The following is a 21381-nucleotide window of genomic DNA, read 5'->3' as shown; positions in this document are numbered from 1 at the left end:
ATTAGTAAGTGTGTGCTGTCATTATGAGGTGAAGGACATGGCAGGAACATGTTAAAGCAAAGGCTAGGTGATGCCTTAATCGTTAACGTGAGTTGATCTTTTATTAGAGATGAAAATGAGCCTTAATCGTCATCACCTTCGTGGTTGGGTATTATTTCCTGTTTTATAAAAAGTCGCTAAATAACGTGGACTTTCCTCGGAAGCTTATCTATCATAAGAGTATTAATAGACTTACGTATAAACTTGGAAATAAAGGAGGAAAGACGGTTGAAGAGGGCAAAATATTCATATCTACTATGTTTTCTAATGGTCATCCTGTTTTTTTCATTTTTGCAGCCAGTACAGTCAGCTACAGAGGACACATTTTTTGCAGAAACTACATCAGTTGCCACAGTAAGTACAGTTGTAGCTGATGAAGGTGTTTTTGAAATCGATTACAGCTGGATCAGTTCTATTGGAGAAAATGTTGCAGGCGCTGTTAAGGGGATAGAAGAGACGGTTACTGATATTATCAGTTACATAGGGGATCTGATAGAAACCGTAGATGAAGCAATCTCTTCATTTTCAAGTGGAAATGATTCTTCCGATGAAGTGAAGCAACTTGTCAACAAAGTGAATCAAGCGGAAGACATTCTGGATGATCTTGAACTGCAATCTGATGAATATACAGTCTATCGTGTATTGCGGGAGGATGAAGATCCTGACAAAGGTATATTTGCTAAAGCACCAGAGAGAGAGCACATATCCATTGCTGGCCATGTCAATAATGGTGGAAAACGGACATTTAAAGGATCAAAGTATATTTCGACAACCAAAAGTTTTGATGTAGCCCTAGTAAACGCCACAAAAGATATAATGGATGGCGGAAGATCCCAAGATCTCCGAATTGTGCAGATTGATTTGAAAAAGGTTACAGAGAAGTATTATGATTTAACAGACCCAGCAATACAGGATAAGTATTTAGTCAACTCTAAGGGAGAACCATGGGAGAAGGTACGGAGGTACGCCAATAAATCTCAGGAGGTGCTTGTCGAAAAGTCCATTCCAGCAAATGCAATTACGCTGCTTGGTCGTCCTTCCGAGTTTATAAATTAACATAGAAGGAGTGTATTTAACATGGACCAATCAACATTGTTGGATCAATTTATCGAATTAAACTTACATTTACTAGTTGAATTGCGAATGGGTAACGGGTTGGATGAGCAAGAATATAAAAATCTGAAACGGACGTTTTCAGAATTAATGGAGCAATGGAAACAGAAAGATTCTATTCCAAAGAAAGCAGTACAGCCAGTCATCGAAATCTGTGCTGAACTGTATAACGCTTCTATAAATTACACAGGTGAAGAATCAAAGAGAATACGGGAGGCGGAAATATATATCCGTACTTGGAGACAGAAGGGACTTGCTGGTGACCATATACCCAACCCAAGACAGGAAATGATTATTTCAAGTCTTGTTGAACAGGTCCATACAGATGGTAATTTCTTTGAAAAACTTGAACAAGGAAAGGGAATGGATGAGCGGCAATTCGAAGGGATTTTGCGAGAATTGACCAAGGTCCATGACGAAATAACTACTTGGGATACAATGCCAAAACCGCTTGTCCGGATTCTTATTGCTCTTTACGAAATGGATTTACTTGTCATCAAATATGAGGATGAGTTTCACAATCAGATAGAAGCAGATAAAATTTATGATGCATATGAAAGGGTTTTTGAACTGCTTGCGGGTTAATGTTAGTGTGGAGGCTAATAGATGCCTCCACACAGATAAAAGAAATCTTTTAAGGTATAGTATCAAGCACTATTTCTTAATGGATGTATGATGAAGAAAGCTGTCACGATCACCAGAACTATCGTAATTGCATAGACCACCTGCATTCCCAGCGTAAAAGCATTTTGTGCCGATTGAAATAAATGTATCCCTGTTTCATTTGGAAGGCTTTCTATAATCCCCATTTCTGAACCGACGATGTGTGGTTGCGTTTGTAAGAAAAAGCGTAATCCTTTTAGTACGACAAGATGATCATCAACAAGTAGTACTTTTATCGTCATTCTATATCCTCCCCGTTTTGTATTGGGACTGTTACCGTGATACTGTTCCATTCCCACTTATACTTTCTATAGTGAGTTTGGCATTGATATCTTCTGCACGTTCTTTCATACTTTTCATACCAATAGAGTGTTGATTTTCAGAAGCTCCTCCACAGCCGTTATCTGCGATTTTCATTTCTATAAAAGAAGAAGTTTTCGTTATATGAACGCTTCCCTCATTTGTTTTTGCATGTTAAAGCTTCCCACTCTTCTTGTAGGTATGTTTTCTCGATAGCCATAGAAAGGAGACCTGCAAGCACCTCGAGCATTTCTATTTCTAGATTACTAAATGTTTCTCTGCTGAGTAAAAGAACACCTAGAGTGCAACTCTTTTTTTCATTAGTTGGTTTCTTTTTAGTAATATAGACCTGTTTTTTGTGGTTTATAGGTAAATGTGCATGATTTTCTGCTAAAAAGATTAGAGATCTATGATTTTGGGTAATCTTACCTTATGAGGAAGAGGAACTTTATAACAACTTTCCTATAGGGAAAAAGGAGGGTTTCAATGAATCATAAAGTAATTTCGCGACTTGCATTTCTTTCCTGGCTATCTTTTCTCTTATTCCCTTTATTACAACCGGTACAAGCTAGTGATCTAGAAACCTATGAAGTTAGTACTTCGGTTCTGAATGTTCGAAGTGAGCCTTCTTCTGACGGTGAAATTGTAGCTCAATTCGTGCAAGGGAATGAGTTAATGGCTTTTCAGGAAGAATATGGTTGGATCCAAACCTACTATGATGGAGAAGAAGTTTGGGTAGCGAAACATCATCTAGTTCAAAAAGATTCTCTAAGCACTGAAGAATCAACTACCGAAACAAGCAGTACTCCTAATATGGTTACCATAAATTCTGAAGGCATTTTTGTTCGTTCTGGTCCAGGTACCAATTACGACGTGGTTAGTTCGGCATTATCTGGAGATAGTTTTGATGTAATAGATAGGTCAGGTAATTGGTATCAAATCATGATAAATAGCTCAGAGAAAGGCTGGATAGCTTCTTGGTTAACAGAACAAGCAACGCAACCTTCTCAAAATAATAATAGGGTTTCCTCTAATTCAATGAACTTAGAAGGATACAATATTGTTGTTGACCCGGGACATGGTGGTAGAGACCCTGGAGCAATAGGATTAAATGGAATACAAGAAAAAGATGTTATACAACCTACATCAACAAAGGTTATTGATCATTTACGTGATGCCGGCGCTAATGTTATTGTTACTAGATCTGGAGATTATTTTGTCTTTTTAGATGAACGCGCCAGAATTAGTAATAGTTATTATACAGATGCTTTCATTAGTCTTCATTATGATGCATCCTTAAATTTGTCAGCATCTGGAGTTACTACTTATTATGCTGAATCAGGGGACAAAGTCTTGGGTGAATCTATACAATCATCCATTATATCTCAAGTTAACCTTCATGATCGGGGAGTCAGACAAGCAAATTATAAAGTACTGGTAAATACATCAGCTCCATCCGTTTTACTTGAGTTAGGCTTCCTATCCAATCCTCATGATCTGTCAGTCATACAAACAGAAAGCTATCAAAACGAAGTAGCACAAGGAATTACAAATGGATTAATTAATTATATTTTGAATAAGTAAGGTAAAGCGAGCTGGATAAATAATCAGCTCGTTTTCATAATTTTATAGATAATTAATTTTAAACCAGGGTTGTATTTAACAAGGGATTAGTATATACTCTTTAATTGATAATGATTATCAATATTGATTAGGCCGAATTTGGAGGAGAAGTAGTGAATAAACGGAATAATGATGGTCTTTTAATTTTTTTCCTGTCGATGTTGATCGTTCTTCTAAGCGCATGTAACACGAACGAAGCAGACTCTACTAACCATGAAGGATGAGAGTGTTAGATATTACGAGAGTGAAATGGAACGCTTGAATTACCACTTGAACCATCAAGAGTTGTAGTTGTAGTAAGAGATTATGCTGGTGATGGATTGGCGACGTGGAGTATCTGAAAAGAAGTAGAGAGTGTTGGAGAGGATAAGGCAATTCTTTAGCAAAAATTACAAGTTTAAACCCAGATCTAATTATTACATATGCAGAAGATTCATACGAACGATTATCCAAAATGGCTCCAACGGTTTTGTTTCCATATGGTGCCCTTGATTATGAAGAACGTCTACTTGAAATCGGCAACATATTAAATAAGGAACAAGAAGCTAAGCAACGATTAGAGCAATTTCAAGAGAAAGTAACATATCAGGAAGAACAGCTCTCAGAGATATTAGATCAAGACACGAAGATAGTGATCATTGAAGTCACGGATTCGGAAAAACATCTGGTTTTCTATTTTCAAGATGTCATTGCCTTGGACTATCAATTAGATTTATTGGTTCAATTTAGTGAAAGGTGAGGAGATGTAACATGAATGCTTTAGATGTCAACAAAATAAGTGTAGGTTATTCAAATGCCCTAATTATTAAAGATTTAAGTGTCTCTATTCCTAAACACAAGATCACCACTATTGTCGGACCTAATGGATGTGGTAAATCGACGTTGTTAAAGACCATTGTACGTGTTTTGCAAGCAAAAGAGGGAGCTGTTTTGCTCGAGGGCAAAGCGATCCATACTTTAGACACGAAAGAGGTTGCCAAACGAATGGCGGTTTTACCCCAAACAGCACAAGCACCTAACGGATTGACTGTATTTGAACTAGTATCTTATGGGCGTTTTCCTCATCGTAAGCAGATGGGGAGATTATCAAAACAAGATTATGAATATATTCATTGGGCACTGGATGTAACCGGTTTGAATGATTTACGAGATCAACCAGCCAATGCTTTATCTGGAGGACAGAGGCAAAGAGTGTGGATTGCAATGGCATTGGCGCAAGGGACAGATATTCTGGTGCTCGATGAGCCGACTACCTATTTAGACTTAGCTCATCAATTAGATATTTTATTATTATTACAACGTTTAAACGAAGAGGAAGGGCGTACTATTATTATGGTTCTCCATGACTTGAATCATGCATCACGTTTTTCTGATTATATGATAGCCATGCGGGATGGAGCAATTGTAACAGAAGGAACACCAAACGAAGTTATGACTTGCGATTATTTAAGAGCAATTTTTCAGATTGATGCAGAACTAATTTCATGTCCGCACAGTGCCAAACCAGTCTGTTTATCCTATCAGTTATGTGATCATAGTGCTGGATGCAAAAGTTAGATAGTATGATTCTTTTTTCTTTGTATAAAGTGAGACTGTAACCAGTGGGTTTGCCCCCATTAATCATTAGCGAAACTTATCAAGGTGTTAGCGTCAGTTAACCCTTTAGTTTCCTTGTATTATTTGAAGATTGAAGTACGGGGCTTACAGCACTGTGATAAAAGAAAGGAACTGTCAATAGATGGAATGGTCGAAGGGTCAAATGGACGAAAAAGAACAATTAAAAAGAGTGAAAGAGACGGCTCGTCCGACAGTTGGCATATTGATACTAACTGTTGGAATGTTGTTGCTCATTTTTTCGTTGGCACTGTCGATATCGCTAGGAGCAGCAGATATCGATCTAAAAACAGTTTGGGGAACGATATTTCATTTCAATCCTGCTTTAGTAGCTCATCAAATTATCTGGGAACTAAGGATACCTCGTGTCATTGGAGCGGCAATTGTTGGCAGTTGTTTTGCGGTGGCTGGCGCATTGATGCAAGGGATGACAAGAAATCCTTTAGCTGATTCTGGTTTGCTGGGATTAAATGCGGGAGCCGCTTTCATGTTGGCTTTATGCTTTGCTTTTTTTCCAGGCTTATCCTATTCATACGTCATATTATTCTCCTTTTTAGGAGCCGCATTAGGAGCGGGGATTGTATATGGCGTTGGCTCTTTATCAGAAAATGGGTTAACACCAATTCGTTTAGTATTGGCAGGAGCTGCTGTTAGTGCCTTATTAGGTGCATTAAGTGAAGGAATAGCACTGTACTTCGAAATTGGCCAAGATTTAGCTTTCTGGTATGCCGGAGGTGTATCAGGTACGACCTGGGGACATTTGAAAGTGGTGACACCATGGTTATGTCTAAGTTTACTAGGAGCATTTGTTTTATCACGAGCGATTACCATTTTGAGTCTTGGTGAAGAAGTAGCAATTGGCCTTGGTGAGAAATTGGGACGAGTCAAGTTATTGTGTGCTTTGCTCATTTTAATTTTAGCAGGAGTGGCCGTTTCGGTAGTTGGGGCTGTTAGTTTTGTTGGGTTAATCGTACCTCATCTTGCTCGTCGTTTAGTAGGGCATGATTACCGGTGGATTATACCTGCTTCGGCAATGTTAGGAGCGCTCCTTGTTGTATTGGCTGATTTAATAGCAAGAATCATCAATCCACCTTATGAAACACCAATTGGTGCCCTAATCGCATTGTTGGGCGTACCCTTCTTCTTGTATTTAGCGAGAAAAGGGGGCGGGCATGTATGAGAAGCAAACAATGGAAAACGGAAAGCCAATTAAAAAAGGAAAGACAAGTAAAATTAACCGCTTTGCTCATTTTTGTCATGATAACTGTATGTTTCTTTATTAGTTTGAATACTGGTCATATTCGACTATCACCTGAAGAAACACTTATTACTCTACTCGGTCAAGGTACAGAACAACAATCGTTAATTTTATTTGATTTTCGCTTACCTCGTATGGTAATCGCTATTTTAGTAGGTATGGGTTTGGCGGTATCTGGGGCGGTATTGCAAGGGATTGTTCGTAATCCACTAGCGGAACCTGGCATCATTGGAATTAATGCAGGAGCAGGACTGGCGGTTATGTTATTCATTTCATTTTTTGCGACTGTAACAGATGCTCCGGTATTTTTGATGCCAATAATCGCATTTATTGGTGCTGGTGGAGTGGCACTATTCATTTATATCTTGTCCTATAAACGTTATGAAGGAATTGCGCCGATTCGTCTAATACTTACTGGTATTGCGATTGCAGCCGGAATTGATGCATTAATGATTATTTTGACATTAAGACTCGATCCAGACAACTATCAATTTTTAGCTACTTGGTTAGCAGGTAGTATTTGGGGTTCAAATTGGAAATTTGTCCTTGCGTTATTGCCGTGGTTACTTGTATTTATTCCGTTGATTTATTCCAAATCTTCTGTTCTTAACATATTAACTCTTGGTGATGAAACAGCTATCGGTTTAGGTGCGCATATGGAGAAGGAAAGACGGATTTTACTAGTATTAGCAGTTATTGTCGCTGCAGCTTGTGTGTCAGTAAGTGGCGGTATCGGTTTTGTCGGTTTAATAGCTCCCCATCTCACCCGACGATTAGTTGGAGATAAACATGAATACATTATTCCGATTTCTGCAATGGTTGGTGGATTATTGCTACTCATTGCAGATACGTTGGGACGATGGATGATGCAGCCGTCTGAAATTCCTGCAGGTATCATTGTTGCTGTAATTGGAGCACCATACTTCTTATATTTGCTGGCGAAAACAAAAGATTAAAAACTTTTTTTAATAAGATAAATTAATTATCCAAAAAAAGAGAGGAGTGGTTGTGCAATGGAAGAATTATATGATGTGACGATCATCGGCGGAGGACCGGCGGGTTTGTTTGCTGCTTTTTATGCTGGTCTACGGGAGATGAAAGTGAAAGTGGTCGAAGCACAGTCAGAGTTGGGTGGGAAAGTCCAAGTTTATCCCGAAAAAATGATTTGGGATGTTGGCGGAATGACGCCTACCTCAGGTTCTGATTTTATTAAACAAATGATAGAACAAGGTCTTACATTTGATCCTACTCTGGAAATGGAACAGACAATAACTAAAATTAGCAAGCTTGATACAGATACCTTTGAATTAGAAACAGATAATCAAAAGAAGCATTATTCTAAAACAATCATTATGGCAGTTGGTGGAGGGATAATTGATCCGATTAAGCTTGACATAGAAAATGCATCTAACTATGAGAATAGCAATCTCTATTACCATGTGAAATCGATAAAAGATTTTCAGGATAAGACGGTTTTAATATCAGGTGGAGGCTCGTCTGCAGTTGATTGGGCTAATGAATTAGCTCCTGTTGCGAAACAAGTGATATTAATCTATCGAGGAGATGATTTGAAGGCTCATGAGTCAGACATTTCTAAATTAATGGTAAATAACATCAAGTACCTGCCAAATACAGAGATAACAGCACTACTAGGTGATCAAAAGATTAATGAAGTGAAGTTACTTCATCATCTAACGAACAAGACAGATAGCCTTTTTGTTGACGCAGTTCTTGTTAATCATGGCTACCATCGTCATCATCAATTAATGACAACATGTGGCTTGCAAATTGATTTGCAGGATAATTATTTTATCAAGGGAAACGCGTTTGGAGAATCGAATATTCCTGGGTTATATGGTGCGGGGGATATTTTGTCTCATGAGGGTAAATTACACCTTATTGCCGGCGCATTTCAAGATGCTGCCAACGCTGTTAACAGTGCAAAACGCTATATAGATCCAAAAGCTCAAAAAGTAGCAATGGTGTCCTCTCATAACGTGCGTTTCAAAGAAAAAAATAAAGAATATTTATATTCGGAATAAACCTATTTAGAAAGGATTGTACAAAATATGAATAGCAAACATTACTTAATAATGACCATCTTTATCTTGGGTATCCTGCTATTGAGTGCTTGTGGAAGCGAGACCAGTAGTGAGCCAGAGGCATCTCAAGAGGAAAGTGATACGGAATTATCAGAAACTGTTACATATGAAGCAGAGACTGGTCCGGTAGAAATCCCTGCCGATCCAAAACGAGTTGTTGCCTTGACTAATGCCCCAAATGTACATGCGTTAGACGGGGAGCTTGTTGGTGTGGATCAATGGACAAAATCCAATCCACTTTTTGCAGATGATCTCGAAGATGTTGCTGTTGTCTCAGAAAATGAACCTGAAACCGTGATGGCACAAAATCCAGATCTTATTATAGCAGGCTCACATATGGAAAACTTAGATGAATTGCAGAAAATTGCCCCAACCGTCATCTACACTTGGGGTGAGCTCGACTATTTGGCTCAGCAAGTAGAGATAGGGAAGCTTTTGAACAAAGAGGAAGAAGCTCAGGAGTGGGTCACGGATTTCGAGCAGCGCACCGAAAAGATTGGCGATAAGATTAAAGCGGAATATGGTGAAGAGGTAACAGTGACTGTGTTTGAAGTGGATGCAAAAAACTTCTATGTGTTTGGCGATAATTGGGCAAGAGGAACAGAAGTTTTATACCAAGCGATGGATTTGAACATGCCGGAAAAAGTAGCGGAGGATGCGCTGGAACTGGGATATCATACGCTATCATTAGAAGCACTGCCTGAGTATGCTGGAGACTTTATTGTCATAAGTAAAAAAACGTCTGAGGACAATGAGTTTATGAACAGTGAAACGTGGAACAACATTCCCGCTGTGAAGAATAATCGTGTTATCGAAATTGATCAGGCTGCATCGACGTATAGCGATCCGATCACATTGGATTATTTAACAGATATGTTTGAAAAAAGTTTTCTCGGTGAATAATAATCATAAGAAGGACTGTAGCTTAAAAGGATATGATAAAGACTTTGGTGAAAAGCTGGATTAATAAAAGGCTTCTCTGCTCATGAGCAGGAATGCCTTTTTGCGTCTAGTAATTAATTTTGATTGGAGAGGGATATCCTCTAACAGCAAAAAATTTCTTTCCTCTTGTAGAAGATTGCCACTATAAAACTTCTTTCAATTCACAGTTTGTGAATGGTTTCACAAACTGTGTGAATAAATGTGAAAGTATATGTGTAATATATGAGTCAAAGGAGTTGATTTATATGTCAAACGTTATTTTTATTTCACCAAGTAAATATGTTCAGGGAAAAGGTGCATTGAATACTATTGGAAGTAACGTGAGAGCTATGACGGAAAAACCACTTGTTATCTCTGATAAGGTTGTATGGGATATTACGGGGGAGATAATAAATAAAAGTTTGGACGAAGAGGAGATCCCTTTTCATTTCGTTGAATTCAATGGGGAGGCGTCCATCAATGAAATCAATCGAATTGCTCAAGAAGGTAAGGACAATCAAGTAGATTTAGTGATTGGTGTAGGTGGTGGAAAAACGTTAGATACTGCTAAGGCTACTGCTGACGAGCTAAATACTGGCGTGGTCATTGTACCAACTACAGCCTCAACGGATGCTCCAACAAGTGCATTATCTGTTTTATATAGTGATGAAGGTGTGTTTGAATCGTATAAATTTTATCAAAAAAATCCGGATTTAGTTTTAGTAGATACAGATGTTGTTGCCAAGGCACCTGCGCGCTTATTTGCATCGGGTATTGCCGATGCAATGGCTACATGGGTTGAAGCTAGAGCGACTATAAAAAGTAATGGAACAGCTATGGCTGGAGGTAAGACAAGTATTGCAGCTAAAGCAATTGCTAAAACGTGTGAGGAAACAATATTTGCCTATGGCATCCCAGCTTATAAAGCAGTTCAAAAGGGTATTGTTACCAAACATGTAGAGGCGGTAGTAGAAGCAAATACCTTATTATCTGGTCTTGGTTTTGAGAGTGGTGGTTTAGCTGCAGCACATGCCATTCACAACGGGTTTACGGTTCTTAAAGGTGATATCCATCACCTTACACATGGAGAAAAAGTTGCTTATGGTACACTTGTTCAACTATTGCTGGAACTACACCCTGAAGAAGAATTAGTAAAATATATAAACTTTTACCGTCAGCTTGAACTGCCAACTACATTGAAAGAGATGCATTTAGATAAAGTATCATATGAAGAACTTTTAAAAGTTGGAGAGGCTGCTACAAAAGAAGAAGAGACAATGGGTAATTTGTCAAAAGATATTACAGCAAAAGATGTCGCTAATGCGATACTAGCTGTTGATCGACTTACCAATAGCGAATAAGTGAAAGAGTAACCTGTTAAAATCGGTATCCTATAAGGATATCGATTTTTTGTAGTAAATAGACTTAAATCGTAATCATTACTATTTACATTTAGTTTAAAGTGTACTATAATAGCTTGTATTCCGTAATCATTACGATTTGATGATTGTAAAGTTATCATACAATAGAAATTTAAAAGAGAAAGGAGCAAGGAGAAGATGGCTAAAAAATCTAAAATGGCAAAAGAGAAAAAACGTCAGCAAATGGTTGAACAGTATGCAGCTATCAGAAGAGAGCTTAAGGAAAAAGGAGATTATGAAGCACTTCGTAAATTACCACGAGACTCTTCTCCCACGCGTTTGAAAAATCGATGCGAAATCACAGGCAGACCACGTGGCTACATGCGAAAATTCAACATGTCACGAATTGCCTTTAGAGAATATGCTCATAAAGGGCAAATACCAGGTGTAAAAAAATCCAGTTGGTAATACAGGGGCATGACGTCATGTTTTGTCCCTGTTTTATTTTTATACTGTCAGGAAGTACTTATAACTAAGGAGGAAATGGGTTTTGCCAAATGAACAAACTATTCCGGTAAGCGAAATTAATGTGGAAGCAAAGCTTGTGAAGGAAGGCGGCTTTGTGAGAACAGAAGAAAATATGGTTGAGATGAAGAATGGTTGTATGAAAAAACAATTATAAGTTCAATTCGGAAAAATTTATAAAAAAATTAGAAGTTTAAAAATATATTGAATAGTGCACTTGTTGTAAATTTAAAAATAAAGATGTACCGTTTATAAAAAAGTTGCACCGTTCCCCCTCCTTGGATATGCTTGTCTAGGGTTCTCTTGTGGTAAAAGTATACCGCAATCAGGCCAGATTGTTGAATTAAAGAGATTCAAAAGAGGGGGAGAGTACTTGAAATTTAAAATCGTTTTGGTTCTGCTGACGCTCAGTATTGCTGTGAATTTGTTTATCTTGGGAAAGTGGCTATTGGTCGATCAGTGGTATGACCCGTCCCCTGATGAGCAAATCATTTTAAGCGAAATGGTTCAAAAGACAATTGAAAGCGAGGATTATGAAAAGATAGCGAAGAAAGAAAATATCATCGCTATTGATACAGGGATCGATAAGAACAAAGGCGGCGTCTTTCCCTATTATTTCAGCGTGAGCGTCAGGACGGACAAACAAACCTATATTTTCACGTGCTTTGACGACCAATGCACCAAAATGGACAATGGAGAATGGGGATATTCTATTTATGAGGACGAAAAACCCCGACTTCCATTTGGAGAATAAAGGCGCATATAAATAAACACCAAATGGGGGGCAATTGTTGAGTAACTTAGGTGGAAAATGATCAAACTTTTTTATGAAAAACAAATAGAAGCCTATTGAAAAAGAAACCATTTTGCCCAATCTTTATTTAAAACTGGGTTTTCTTATTTATCTAAAAGCGTAGGTTTGTAAGGTGTTTTTAATTAAACACATGTCCATAATGAAACAACCCTAATTAATACTAAACTTTTTATGAAAAGGTATTGATAAAACACTAATACGTTTTCGATATACGTAAGCGCCATCCCTCATATGAAGTCGATCTATTGATTACTCTATTAGCATGAATGGTAAGTCTAAAAGAGATATTCGACAGGCTTTCTAATAATAAAGAAGTATTATTCTGAAGATAAATGAAAAGCATCCATTTCGAATTTTTCGGAATGGATACTTTTGTCTTATTGAATTTAATGAAGCAATTAGAACATTATGGCTATACCAATAGTGATCTACAACCGTTCATCAATATAGACTCTTTCATTAACCTCTAATAAACCCACCTTCAGAATTTATAACCTGTCCCGTTATCCATGTAGCTTCATCACTTGCAAGAAATCTAATAATACAAGCCACATCTTCTGGTCTACCAATTCGCCCCATAGGAAACTTAGGTAAAAGTGAATTTCTTATTTCATCTGTCATCCAAGTTGAATCAGTTGGCCCTGGATTAACAGCATTAACCGTTATTCCTAGTGGTGCAAGTTCCTGTGACAACGACCTGGTAAAGCTGGAAATGGCACCTTTGGTTGCTGCATAGGCTAACTCTCCAGTCATAGGGCCGAGATCTTGGCCAGAGGTCATGTTAATGATTCGTCCAGCATCTAATTTTGATTTTTCAAACAGACGAGCAAATTGAACACAAAGGAGAAAAGTTGATCGCATATTGACTACATAATGGTCATCAAGCGTTTTGGCATCTAATTGTATATAACCGTCCCTTGTTGAATGGGCCGCATTGTTTACCAATATCGATGGTAAACCAACCGTAGCGGTAACTGTATCAAGTATTTCAATAGCTGCATTTGCATGAGATAAGTCTATTTCCAAACTGTCGCAACGCACATCCATTTCTCTGACCTCTTCTTGAAATGTTTTCTCCCAATCGGCATTTGCTTTCCAGTACGTAAAGAAAATATCGATACCTTCAGCAGCTAGCTTACGACAGATAGCTGTCCCCATATCTCTGTCGTTGCTGGCTCCTGTAATTAATGCAATTTTATTTTGACAATGATTCATGTTATATACCCCCGATTGATAGGACACTTGATAAAGGGGTAATAGAGATGTATCTTCTCATATAAGAAAAGCAGATCCACATGGGATCTGCCTAGTCAATGGATATTTATACCTCCATACCACGCATCCCTGTAATGATAATTATTCAAACAAATAGACATACTTATCCCTTTAACGTTCGAGGTAAGTAGCTATTTATTTTGATAAATTATGCATTACAGAATTGGACACATGTAGAAGAATTCCCCTTTCGATACATCTCTATCTTTATCTTATATATGTTCAGCTAAAAAAACAATACAAATTCCATAGTATCAGAGAAAAAATGAAAAAAAGTGCAACTTTAAAGCTTTAATATCCGTTTGTTTAGTGAAGGGGGGAGAAGAATTGGATATTCAACAACTATATAAATTATATATCCATGATGTCTATAGATATCTTCTCTCCCTTTGTAAGGAAAAGAGTCTAGCAGAGGATTTAACACAAGATACATTTATGAAAGCATACCAAGCGCTAGATAGCAGTCCACCAAAGGCTCTTAAATCGTGGCTAATAAAAATAGCTTACCATACCTTTATTGACTATAAGAGGCGAATGAGAAAAATGGATTATCAACCACCAGATTATTTTATAACTTTTTCATCCGACAATACTGTAGAAACGGAATGGCAAAAAAATACCGACAAAGAGGAATTGTATTGGAAGCTAGAGCAATTAAAGCCGATACAGAAAAAAGCGATAGTATTGTGTGACTTACAAGGATTTTCTTATAAAGAAGCAGCTTCAATTCTAGCCATAAAAGAAAATACATTAAAAACCCATATCTTTAGAGGAAGAGGGAAACTTAGACAGCTCTATAGGAAAGGGAGTGTCGAGAATGAGTGATGAATGGAAGAATAAATTACAAAAATATTATGAAGGAAATCTCACAGAGGAAGAAGCGGAAGAAGTCGAAAGAGATCTAGAAAAATTAAATGCTTATCAAGAAGTTATCTCAGAGGAATTAGATGCTGAAGCTGAGTACCAGCCTGATGACCTACCACCTGAAAAAGTGAATAAGATTCTCAAGAATAGCATGCGAAATGCAACGTTTTCCTTAGCGGCATATGTTATTATGATTCTTTTGTTAATTTATCCGATTCTCACACTAGCTAGTTATATTTACTATGCATGGAATCAAAAGGCAGAAGACCTTATCCAAGTTCCGATTCAAACCGTTTATATAACAGAACCAAACGTCAGTTTAGAAGAAATGGATATCGAGAGAACGTTTGGGTTATTTACATTTGAAGTTACAATGGATTTATATAAAAGGGTAGGAAAAAGTGATATCAAACAAGGTGATTGGGAAGTAACTTATCAATATGATGATGCCGAATTCCCTCAGAGAAATTATATATCAGAAAATCCGCCAGAAGATATTCCTTATTATGATACGAAAAAACTCTATCATCCAGAAGCAGCCATAACCAATCGAGATATGGCTGCATGGAATAGATTAGAAATGCTCCCGGAAGGAACAGTTGCTGAAGTATATGTATCATTGGATGAGTTAATCCAACCTGAAAATGCCAAAGAAGTCACAGAAGGTGTTGATGTGGAATGGAGATGGTATGCTATTGACACGGGTTTAGAGGCATCAGGAAAAAGTCTTGATGGAGGCTATTTAGCTCCAATTGGGTATCCTGCCCAGCCGGATCCGGATGCATGGTCTCCATACAATGACAGAGAGCCAAATGATGAACAATTTGTGGAGAGTCTTGTTTTTCTTAAAGAATATGAAGAACAGGCAACTAACATTGCACATGCAAAATGGTTAGATCTAGATTATCGTATTGATTATATCGAAAAACATGGGTTGAATACCTATGGTGGAGTCATTACGGGTCCTGCTAAAGAAATTTTACAGTTAAGAGACAACGAGTCCATTCGAACGATATCGATTGGGGAGGTTCGGTTATGGAATTGGTAAAACGAAGTAACAGCAAAAAACCAAAGCTACGAGAGACAAGGTTAAGCATATTCTCATTTATTTGTGCATTATTAACCTTAGCCTATTTTAATATGATGCTAATGACGTCAAATGGTTTACCTTTGTTTTCTAATATATTCCTGTTGGTTGTTCCTGTGCTGGGGGTTATTTCTGGAATATTGAGTTTTACAAGATTAAAGTATAAAAAGACTTTTGCTTGGTTGTCGCTCGGCTTATTTCTATTTATCTTCGTAAGTGTGGTTGTGGTGGGCTTCATTGAATTTGCTACTTATACGAAACCATAAATTGCCAAAATCCAAAAAGTAACAAGCATTCATTTTGGAAAATACTTTTCAAAATGAATGCTATGTTAGTTAATAATTATTTGCATCAAATTCTGGTAAGCTCTCAAAACTCCCTGGTAAATCAACTAAATACAGATTCCCGTAGCCATTTTTATCACTAGTAAACAACAATTTCGTGCCATCTGGGCTAAATCGTGGATGTGCATGTACCTTTTGTACATGAAAGCTGCAACGATGTTCACATAATATTTTCGGATTAGAAAACTCACCATCAACCTGTTCCCAGACAATTAACTTATCAAGCGGAGCTCTTCCATCTATTACAACTTTTGAAAATCCATGAGAATGTGCATGCCAATTGCGGAATGAAAACTCTACCTCTTCTATATTTGTATTGTCATAACGAGTTTTCCCAAAAAAGGCCGTTCCATCTTCTCTGAATCCATGATATCCGATATGTTCTCCATCTGGATACCAGTATTCATGACCTACCATTTCTTGCGGTTCCTTTCTTTCGCGAATTTTCCATACTTTCTTCGTTTCTATGTCAAGCCCCCATATTCGGTGATCGACAAGATGCCATGGTCCTTCATGACAGAACGTGATTAGGTTTGGATGGGTAGGAGAAGTGTTAATATGCGTGATGAAGTTATAATCATCGAATACTATGGTAGATTCTCCATCTTCAATCGCTATTTTAATAATTTGCGAGTAGGGTCTCGCTTCCATTAATTGACGATGTCCTACATAACCATTTTGTAAATCGATCGCAAACTTGTTTTTAAAATCCTCGTGTAAGCATGTAATAATATATTGACCATCCGCAGTACAGTTAATATTGCCTCCTACAAGTGACTCATCGCCCTCATAGATTACTCTTTCTTTCAACGTAATTAAATCTATTTCGATAATTCGATGTTTCTTTCTAAAGTACGCGAATCGTTCATTTGGATGTAAACAAGGGGATAAACTTCCATATATCTCTTCGTGATCAGTTAATTGTACGATTTCTCCGGTGGAAACATGAACGCTGAATAAATTTGTTTTATTTTCTCGATCCGAACAAAACAGTATCTTATTCCCATTATCATACCAACCATTTTCTGTAAAATATAGATGATGGCTGTGCCCGGTATAATCAGTCAGTTGAGTAATGGTCAATCCTGAATATCGATCCTCATATGCTTTCCATTCGGCCGGCCATACTGTACTTTTGGACATCGTCTACCAATCCTTTCTTTTTTAAAAATTTTTTTAGGAGTTGAAGGTTCATCTAGATGTAATCGTATTCATTTTGTGGTTCAAAAAGAAGCAACTATCATAAAATTTATTTTAAGTTATTCTGTTAATTTACTCAAAGTATTTGGCTATGCTTGCACTAACTTCAATATCTTCTCTATAAATTCCCCAAAAATTTATAGAAAACTCTGAGAATTATTTCCCTGTTACATGATTTAACAATAATGAAAACAAATCTTTTTACTCGATTTATACTGATAGTAGGGACTATTTTTAATAAATTAGGAAGGGTGAGAAGTGGTTATTGCTACTTTGTGAAGCTATTATCTACTAAAAGGAGCGTGTAAATTTGATAGTTTATCTTAAAGAAAAAGTAAGTAGATACTTTTTATCAAGGGTAGAATTGATCAAAAATACTAAAATTTATCGTAACGCCAAAAGCAAGCAGAGCATTCGTACATCTCTATTTTTAACTAGTTTGGCTGGATTATTGATTCTCCCAAACCCGCTCTTACCAGTTAATTCGATTTCTGCTGTTTCAAACGTACCAACAAATAATGGTGCAGTGTGGCAGGTTCATGATGCTACTCCACCTGGTCTTGATACAGGGAGTCTTCGTAGTGTAAGTGATTCTTCTATTCAAGGCTTCGGTAACATCTTTGTTCAAGTCTCTGGAAAAGAGGAACCTCTTTTTAATGGTGAAATGATGCGCGGTTTTGGTCTGGAATTCGATGGGGAGGATACCTTCGTTTCTACTCAGGCTGTGAATCTTGGTGGTGTTCATATTACACGGGATCTTAAGATAGGTGACGATGGGCATTGGACAAGATTTTTTGATACATTTACAAACACAACGAAAAAAGACATTGAAGTTAATGTTTCCTTCGGTGGAGCACTTGGTTATGGTGAAGGTAATACGCAAGCAACCATTCAGACGACCTCTAGCGGAGACTCATTAATTACAGAAAGTGATGCTTGGTCATTAGTAGCAACATCGAATGAAAACGAAAGACCAACAGGTGTCGTAATTGGTTCGCCAGCTCCACATAGAGGTGCGATATCAGGTATGGGAAATCAGGAACGAAATCCTTTTGAAACACCGATGGCAACCAGTGGACATGAAGCAAACTTTTATGGTTACATAAACAGTTTTACGATTGCACCAGGGGAAACGAAATCTTTAGCACGTTTTGTATTGGTCGGTCCAACGGGTTCAGATTCGCAAGCTATTACAATGGAGCAACTAAATATATTAGCAGAGGAACCTGATTTTACGGACTTATCGCGAGAGCAAATATGTTCTTTGGAAAACTGGGATCTAGGTGCACTTTCAGATTTTGAATCAGATTCTTGCTCTAAATATACCGCTCTCGATATTCCAGCTGCTCCCCAGGAGATAGAACCATTTACTACTTCAAAATATGATGTGGTAAATAAATCAATTGCGGAATTACAAGCAGATATGGAAGCAGGCATTACAACTTCAGAAGAAATTACACGTGCATATTTGGATCGTATCGCTGTCTATGACAGTGGACCATTTGGCTTTCATGCATTTATACATGTAGCGAATGATGCAATTGAGCAGGCGAAAGCAGCTGATCAAGCACGAAAAGAAGGAGAAACAGGAGAACTTCTCGGTATACCTATTGCAATAAAAGATTTATTTGATACAAAAGATATGCCAACGACAGGAGGAACACGTGCGCTTGAGGGTTGGCAACCCGAAACCGATGCCTATCAAGTAGCGAAACTACGAGAAAATCGGGCTGTACTAATAGGAAAAGCCAACATGTCGGAGTTTGCAAGATCTGGTGGATATAGTGAAAGTGGTTGGGGGCAGGTTTGGAACGCTCTTTACCCATCAAAAACATCTTTCGGTTCTAGTGGAGGATCTGCTGTAGCTGTCGCAACAAGTATGGCAGCTGGTGCTATGGGAAGTCAGACAGGCGTCTCTCTTTATGCTCCTTCTGTTGGGGCAAGCTTGACTACCTTCCGAGGGACAGACGGCATGGCTAGCTTAAGTGGGATCATGCCACTTACCTGGGCACAAGATTATGGTGGACCAATTGCACGTACGGTAACCGACCTTGCTTATTTATTAAATGCAACGACAGGAACTGATCCTCAGGATGAGTTAACAGTACTTGCGGATGAAAAACGTCCAGAAGACTGGACAACACACCTTGATGCTGAAGCACTTAATGGTAAGAGAATTGGTTATATCCCAAGCTCCTTCGTTTCTTCCTATACAGATGATGGCACAGGGGAAGCTGTCATAAGCCATTTTGCTGATATCGAAGCGGCTGGTGGAACAATGGTTGAAATGTCTTCTCCTCCTAGTGGTGGAAGAAGCCCAGGTGGTAGCCGTTTGGAAGAAGGGTGGGCACGTTATATCGAACTTCATGAGAACTTCCCTTATGCAAATGGTAATGAAGTACAGATGTCACCAGATGTCCTCCCATATAATACAAGAAGTAATCTTAATAATTCCAGAATGACGGAAGAACAAGTGGATGCATGGTTAGATTATCGTGCTAACTACAAGGATATTATTGCTGCCTGGATGGATGAATTCGATGTGGATGCGGTCGTATATCCAGGATTTATTAGTGATATGTACAACAATGACAGTTCGAACAACCAATTAACATCGGATCGGGCGACAGGAGTTTTAACCTCTAGTGTTGGATTACCTACAGTTGTTGTTCCAGTCGGTACAAATCCAAATGGCTATTCGATCTCCATGCAATTAGTCGGACGAGCTTGGAGTGATGGAGAAATACTTGGTTTAGGGTATGCGCTTGAGCAACAAACGAATGGTCAACAGCTAACTACGCATGCCCCTGCTCTTAAATACACTCAGAGCAAGCGACCAATTCATTCCTATGAAAAGGGTAGACCGCCACATTCGTATCAAAAAGGGCGTCCGGAACACTCTTTCAAGAATGGGAAAGTGCATCATTCCTATGAACTTGGCGGCTTAAGAGAAGAAGAATACAACGAGTAAAGCAAAGAAACTGATGCTATCTCAAAAGGGGAATATTTTCCTCTTTCGAGATAGTTTTTTTAATTAGAAGCAACTATTTTCCCTTTCACATGATAGAATAATATAGAGATGTAAGTTCTCACTTGATCATTGCTGGTGACTGATTATCTCAAATATACGCTCCGGACTATCCGTTCCATAACCTCCCTTTACCAATTGATGATAGTTATTCTGCAAAGGGGTCATCCATTCGGAAGGAATACCTAATTCATTGCTCGCCTTCACAGTATGGTCTAGTACTAACATGTTGGTATGGAGATTGGAAACTTCTGTTTTGTAATCGGCTTCGTTAAGCATTTGTCCAGCACTATGAGTTGTATATCCAAGTAGGATAACATTTTTAAGCCACTCTTCTACAAATGGTTGAAATGCTGAAGCAGTTCTTGTGACCCACCATAAAATATAAGGACTCTAGGTGTACCAATCAATGGAGGTACAGCCATGATGGCTCCGTCCAAGTAATTAGCCCCGCTTTCTTCTACCCACTTTGCCATATTACGAGCATCATCTGGGGTTCCGGAAGTAAGATTAATAATGATACGACCAGGGAGGTCCTCCTTTATTTGAAAAAGGCTACTGGTTATCTAAATCTTTTAGTTTAGAGGTGTATAAATGAAGAGGGAAGAGTATCAATTTAAGAGTGTTATTGAAACAGAAGAGCAACTGCGATCAATTATCGGCTATCCGAGTGATTTAGTAAAAAATAAAGTAATTTCCATTCTTGATGATAATTGTCTGGAGTTTATCGCTAAATCCCCGTTTTTGGTTATATCAACTTCTGATAAATCTGGGTTTTGCGATGTATCTCCTAGAGGCGATAAAGCAGGATTTGTTGAGGTGTTAAGTGAGAAGAAGTTCATCATACCCGAGCGGCCTGGAAATAAAAGAATGGATACGATGAGAAATATTTTAACGAATCCCAGGGTAGGTCTTATCTTTTTCATACCGGGATTAGGTGAGACGCTTAGAATAAATGGGAAAGCGATGTTAATAACAGACGAAGCCTTGCTTGAAAAGATGGCAGTTAGAGGAAAAAAGCCACTAATTGGAATCGGGGTAGAGGTGGAAGAATGTTATATTCATTGTGCAAAAGCATTTAAACGTTCAGGACTATGGAATCCAGATTCATGGATGGATAAAGACTTATTACCATCTGCTGCGAAAATGATAGCTGAACACGCTAATCTTTCTAGTATAAGTGTAGAATCCATTCAGAAAAGATTAGAAGAAAGTTATACCCAAAGATTGTATTAACCAGGTTTTAGAGG

At 38.1% G+C, this 21381-nt stretch carries 22 protein-coding genes and 1 pseudogene; 18 read left to right on the top strand and 5 right to left on the bottom strand.

All coding sequences use genetic code 11. The features are described from left to right. Positions 1–267 precede the first annotated feature (267 nt). Entirely contained in the window at positions 268–1095 is an 828-nt protein-coding gene (locus tag ACTNEP_RS14605; protein ID WP_441162759.1) for a DUF7587 domain-containing protein, read from the top strand. Positions 1096–1116: 21 nt separating this feature from the next. Next, positions 1117–1737 (top strand): hypothetical protein, encoded by a 621-nt coding sequence (locus ACTNEP_RS14600; protein ID WP_441162758.1) that lies wholly within the window; start codon positions 1117–1119, stop codon positions 1735–1737. Between the two features lie 245 nt (positions 1738–1982). On the opposite strand, the pseudogene ACTNEP_RS14595 reads toward ACTNEP_RS14600, so the two are convergent. Then, a pseudogene (locus ACTNEP_RS14595) lies at positions 1983–2057 on the bottom strand (DNA-binding response regulator); the annotation flags it as partial. 544 nt (positions 2058–2601) lie between these two features. Between ACTNEP_RS14595 and ACTNEP_RS14590 the strand changes: the two are divergent. The 11 genes from ACTNEP_RS14590 (at position 2602) to ACTNEP_RS14540 (ending at position 12273) form a co-directional block, all read left to right on the top strand. Further along, positions 2602–3699, top strand: coding sequence for an N-acetylmuramoyl-L-alanine amidase (locus tag ACTNEP_RS14590; protein ID WP_441162757.1), 1098 nt, complete (start codon positions 2602–2604; stop codon positions 3697–3699). 427 nt (positions 3700–4126) lie between these two features. Next, complete coding sequence (locus ACTNEP_RS14585) at positions 4127–4477, top strand: ABC transporter substrate-binding protein (RefSeq protein WP_441162814.1); 351 nt, start codon at positions 4127–4129, stop codon at positions 4475–4477. 11 nt (positions 4478–4488) lie between these two features. Continuing rightward, positions 4489–5295, top strand: coding sequence for an ABC transporter ATP-binding protein (locus ACTNEP_RS14580; RefSeq protein WP_441162756.1), 807 nt, complete (start codon positions 4489–4491; stop codon positions 5293–5295). 181 nt (positions 5296–5476) lie between these two features. Further along, entirely contained in the window at positions 5477–6532 is a 1056-nt protein-coding gene (locus ACTNEP_RS14575) for a FecCD family ABC transporter permease (protein ID WP_441162755.1), read from the top strand. Beyond that, positions 6529–7566: a FecCD family ABC transporter permease gene (locus ACTNEP_RS14570; RefSeq protein WP_441162754.1), complete on the top strand. Its 1038-nt coding sequence runs from the start codon at positions 6529–6531 to the stop codon at positions 7564–7566. The genes ACTNEP_RS14575 and ACTNEP_RS14570 overlap by 4 nt, the downstream gene beginning before the upstream one ends. 57 nt (positions 7567–7623) lie before the next feature. Beyond that, positions 7624–8652 carry an NAD(P)/FAD-dependent oxidoreductase gene (locus tag ACTNEP_RS14565; RefSeq protein ID WP_441162753.1) on the top strand — a complete coding sequence of 343 codons (1029 nt, stop codon included), beginning with the start codon at positions 7624–7626 and terminating at the stop codon, positions 8650–8652. Positions 8653–8679: 27 nt separating this feature from the next. Beyond that, entirely contained in the window at positions 8680–9615 is a 936-nt protein-coding gene (locus ACTNEP_RS14560) for an iron-hydroxamate ABC transporter substrate-binding protein (protein ID WP_441162752.1), read from the top strand. Between the two features lie 284 nt (positions 9616–9899). Beyond that, positions 9900–10994: a glycerol dehydrogenase gene (locus tag ACTNEP_RS14555; protein WP_441162751.1), complete on the top strand. Its 1095-nt coding sequence runs from the start codon at positions 9900–9902 to the stop codon at positions 10992–10994. A 198-nt stretch (positions 10995–11192) separates the two neighbouring features. Continuing rightward, positions 11193–11462 (top strand): 30S ribosomal protein S14, encoded by a 270-nt coding sequence (gene rpsN / locus ACTNEP_RS14550; RefSeq protein WP_441162750.1) that lies wholly within the window; start codon positions 11193–11195, stop codon positions 11460–11462. Positions 11463–11544: 82 nt separating this feature from the next. Further along, positions 11545–11676 (top strand): hypothetical protein, encoded by a 132-nt coding sequence (locus tag ACTNEP_RS14545; RefSeq protein WP_441162749.1) that lies wholly within the window; start codon positions 11545–11547, stop codon positions 11674–11676. Positions 11677–11892: 216 nt separating this feature from the next. Next, positions 11893–12273, top strand: coding sequence for a hypothetical protein (locus ACTNEP_RS14540; protein WP_441162748.1), 381 nt, complete (start codon positions 11893–11895; stop codon positions 12271–12273). Positions 12274–12792: 519 nt separating this feature from the next. On the opposite strand, the gene ACTNEP_RS14535 is transcribed toward ACTNEP_RS14540, so the two are convergent. Further along, complete coding sequence (locus ACTNEP_RS14535; protein ID WP_441162747.1) at positions 12793–13548, bottom strand: SDR family oxidoreductase; 756 nt, start codon at positions 13546–13548, stop codon at positions 12793–12795. 387 nt (positions 13549–13935) lie between these two features. Here ACTNEP_RS14535 and ACTNEP_RS14530 point away from each other — a divergent pair, with 387 nt between their 5' ends. The 3 genes from ACTNEP_RS14530 to ACTNEP_RS14520 are packed head-to-tail and all read left to right on the top strand — an operon-like array spanning position 13936 to position 15825. After that, entirely contained in the window at positions 13936–14433 is a 498-nt protein-coding gene (locus ACTNEP_RS14530; protein WP_163582895.1) for a sigma-70 family RNA polymerase sigma factor, read from the top strand. Next, a complete protein-coding gene (locus tag ACTNEP_RS14525; protein WP_441162746.1) occupies positions 14426–15520 on the top strand; it encodes an anti-sigma factor in 1095 nt (364 codons plus the stop codon). Before ACTNEP_RS14530 ends, ACTNEP_RS14525 begins: the two co-directional genes overlap by 8 nt. Continuing rightward, the gene (locus tag ACTNEP_RS14520; protein WP_441162745.1) at positions 15508–15825 is read left to right on the top strand and encodes a hypothetical protein; all 318 of its coding nucleotides are present in this window, start codon (positions 15508–15510) and stop codon (positions 15823–15825) included. Before ACTNEP_RS14525 ends, ACTNEP_RS14520 begins: the two co-directional genes overlap by 13 nt. A 69-nt stretch (positions 15826–15894) precedes the next feature. On the opposite strand, the gene ACTNEP_RS14515 is transcribed toward ACTNEP_RS14520, so the two are convergent. After that, complete coding sequence (locus tag ACTNEP_RS14515) at positions 15895–17046, bottom strand: oligogalacturonate lyase family protein (RefSeq protein WP_441162744.1); 1152 nt, start codon at positions 17044–17046, stop codon at positions 15895–15897. Between the two features lie 367 nt (positions 17047–17413). On the opposite strand from ACTNEP_RS14515, the gene ACTNEP_RS14510 reads away from it, so the two are divergent. Beyond that, a complete protein-coding gene (locus ACTNEP_RS14510; protein ID WP_441162743.1) occupies positions 17414–20074 on the top strand; it encodes an amidase in 2661 nt (886 codons plus the stop codon). Between the two features lie 126 nt (positions 20075–20200). On the opposite strand, the gene ACTNEP_RS14505 is transcribed toward ACTNEP_RS14510, so the two are convergent. Next, the gene (locus ACTNEP_RS14505; RefSeq protein ID WP_441162813.1) at positions 20201–20446 is read right to left on the bottom strand and encodes a hypothetical protein; all 246 of its coding nucleotides are present in this window, start codon (positions 20444–20446) and stop codon (positions 20201–20203) included. A 20-nt stretch (positions 20447–20466) separates the two neighbouring features. Then, on the bottom strand, positions 20467–20607 hold the full coding sequence (locus tag ACTNEP_RS14500) for a hypothetical protein (RefSeq protein ID WP_441162742.1): 141 nt from the start codon (positions 20605–20607) through the stop codon (positions 20467–20469). A gap of 118 nt (positions 20608–20725) precedes the next feature. On the opposite strand from ACTNEP_RS14500, the gene ACTNEP_RS14495 reads away from it, so the two are divergent. Continuing rightward, on the top strand, positions 20726–21367 hold the full coding sequence (locus ACTNEP_RS14495; protein ID WP_441162741.1) for a pyridoxamine 5'-phosphate oxidase family protein: 642 nt from the start codon (positions 20726–20728) through the stop codon (positions 21365–21367). The last annotated feature ends 14 nt before the right edge of the window (positions 21368–21381 follow it).

This window comes from Gracilibacillus sp. HCP3S3_G5_2, from assembly GCF_052063305.1.
Classification (GTDB): Bacteria; Bacillota; Bacilli; order Bacillales; family Amphibacillaceae; genus Gracilibacillus.
This window is presented reverse-complemented; position numbering and strand designations above follow the sequence as displayed.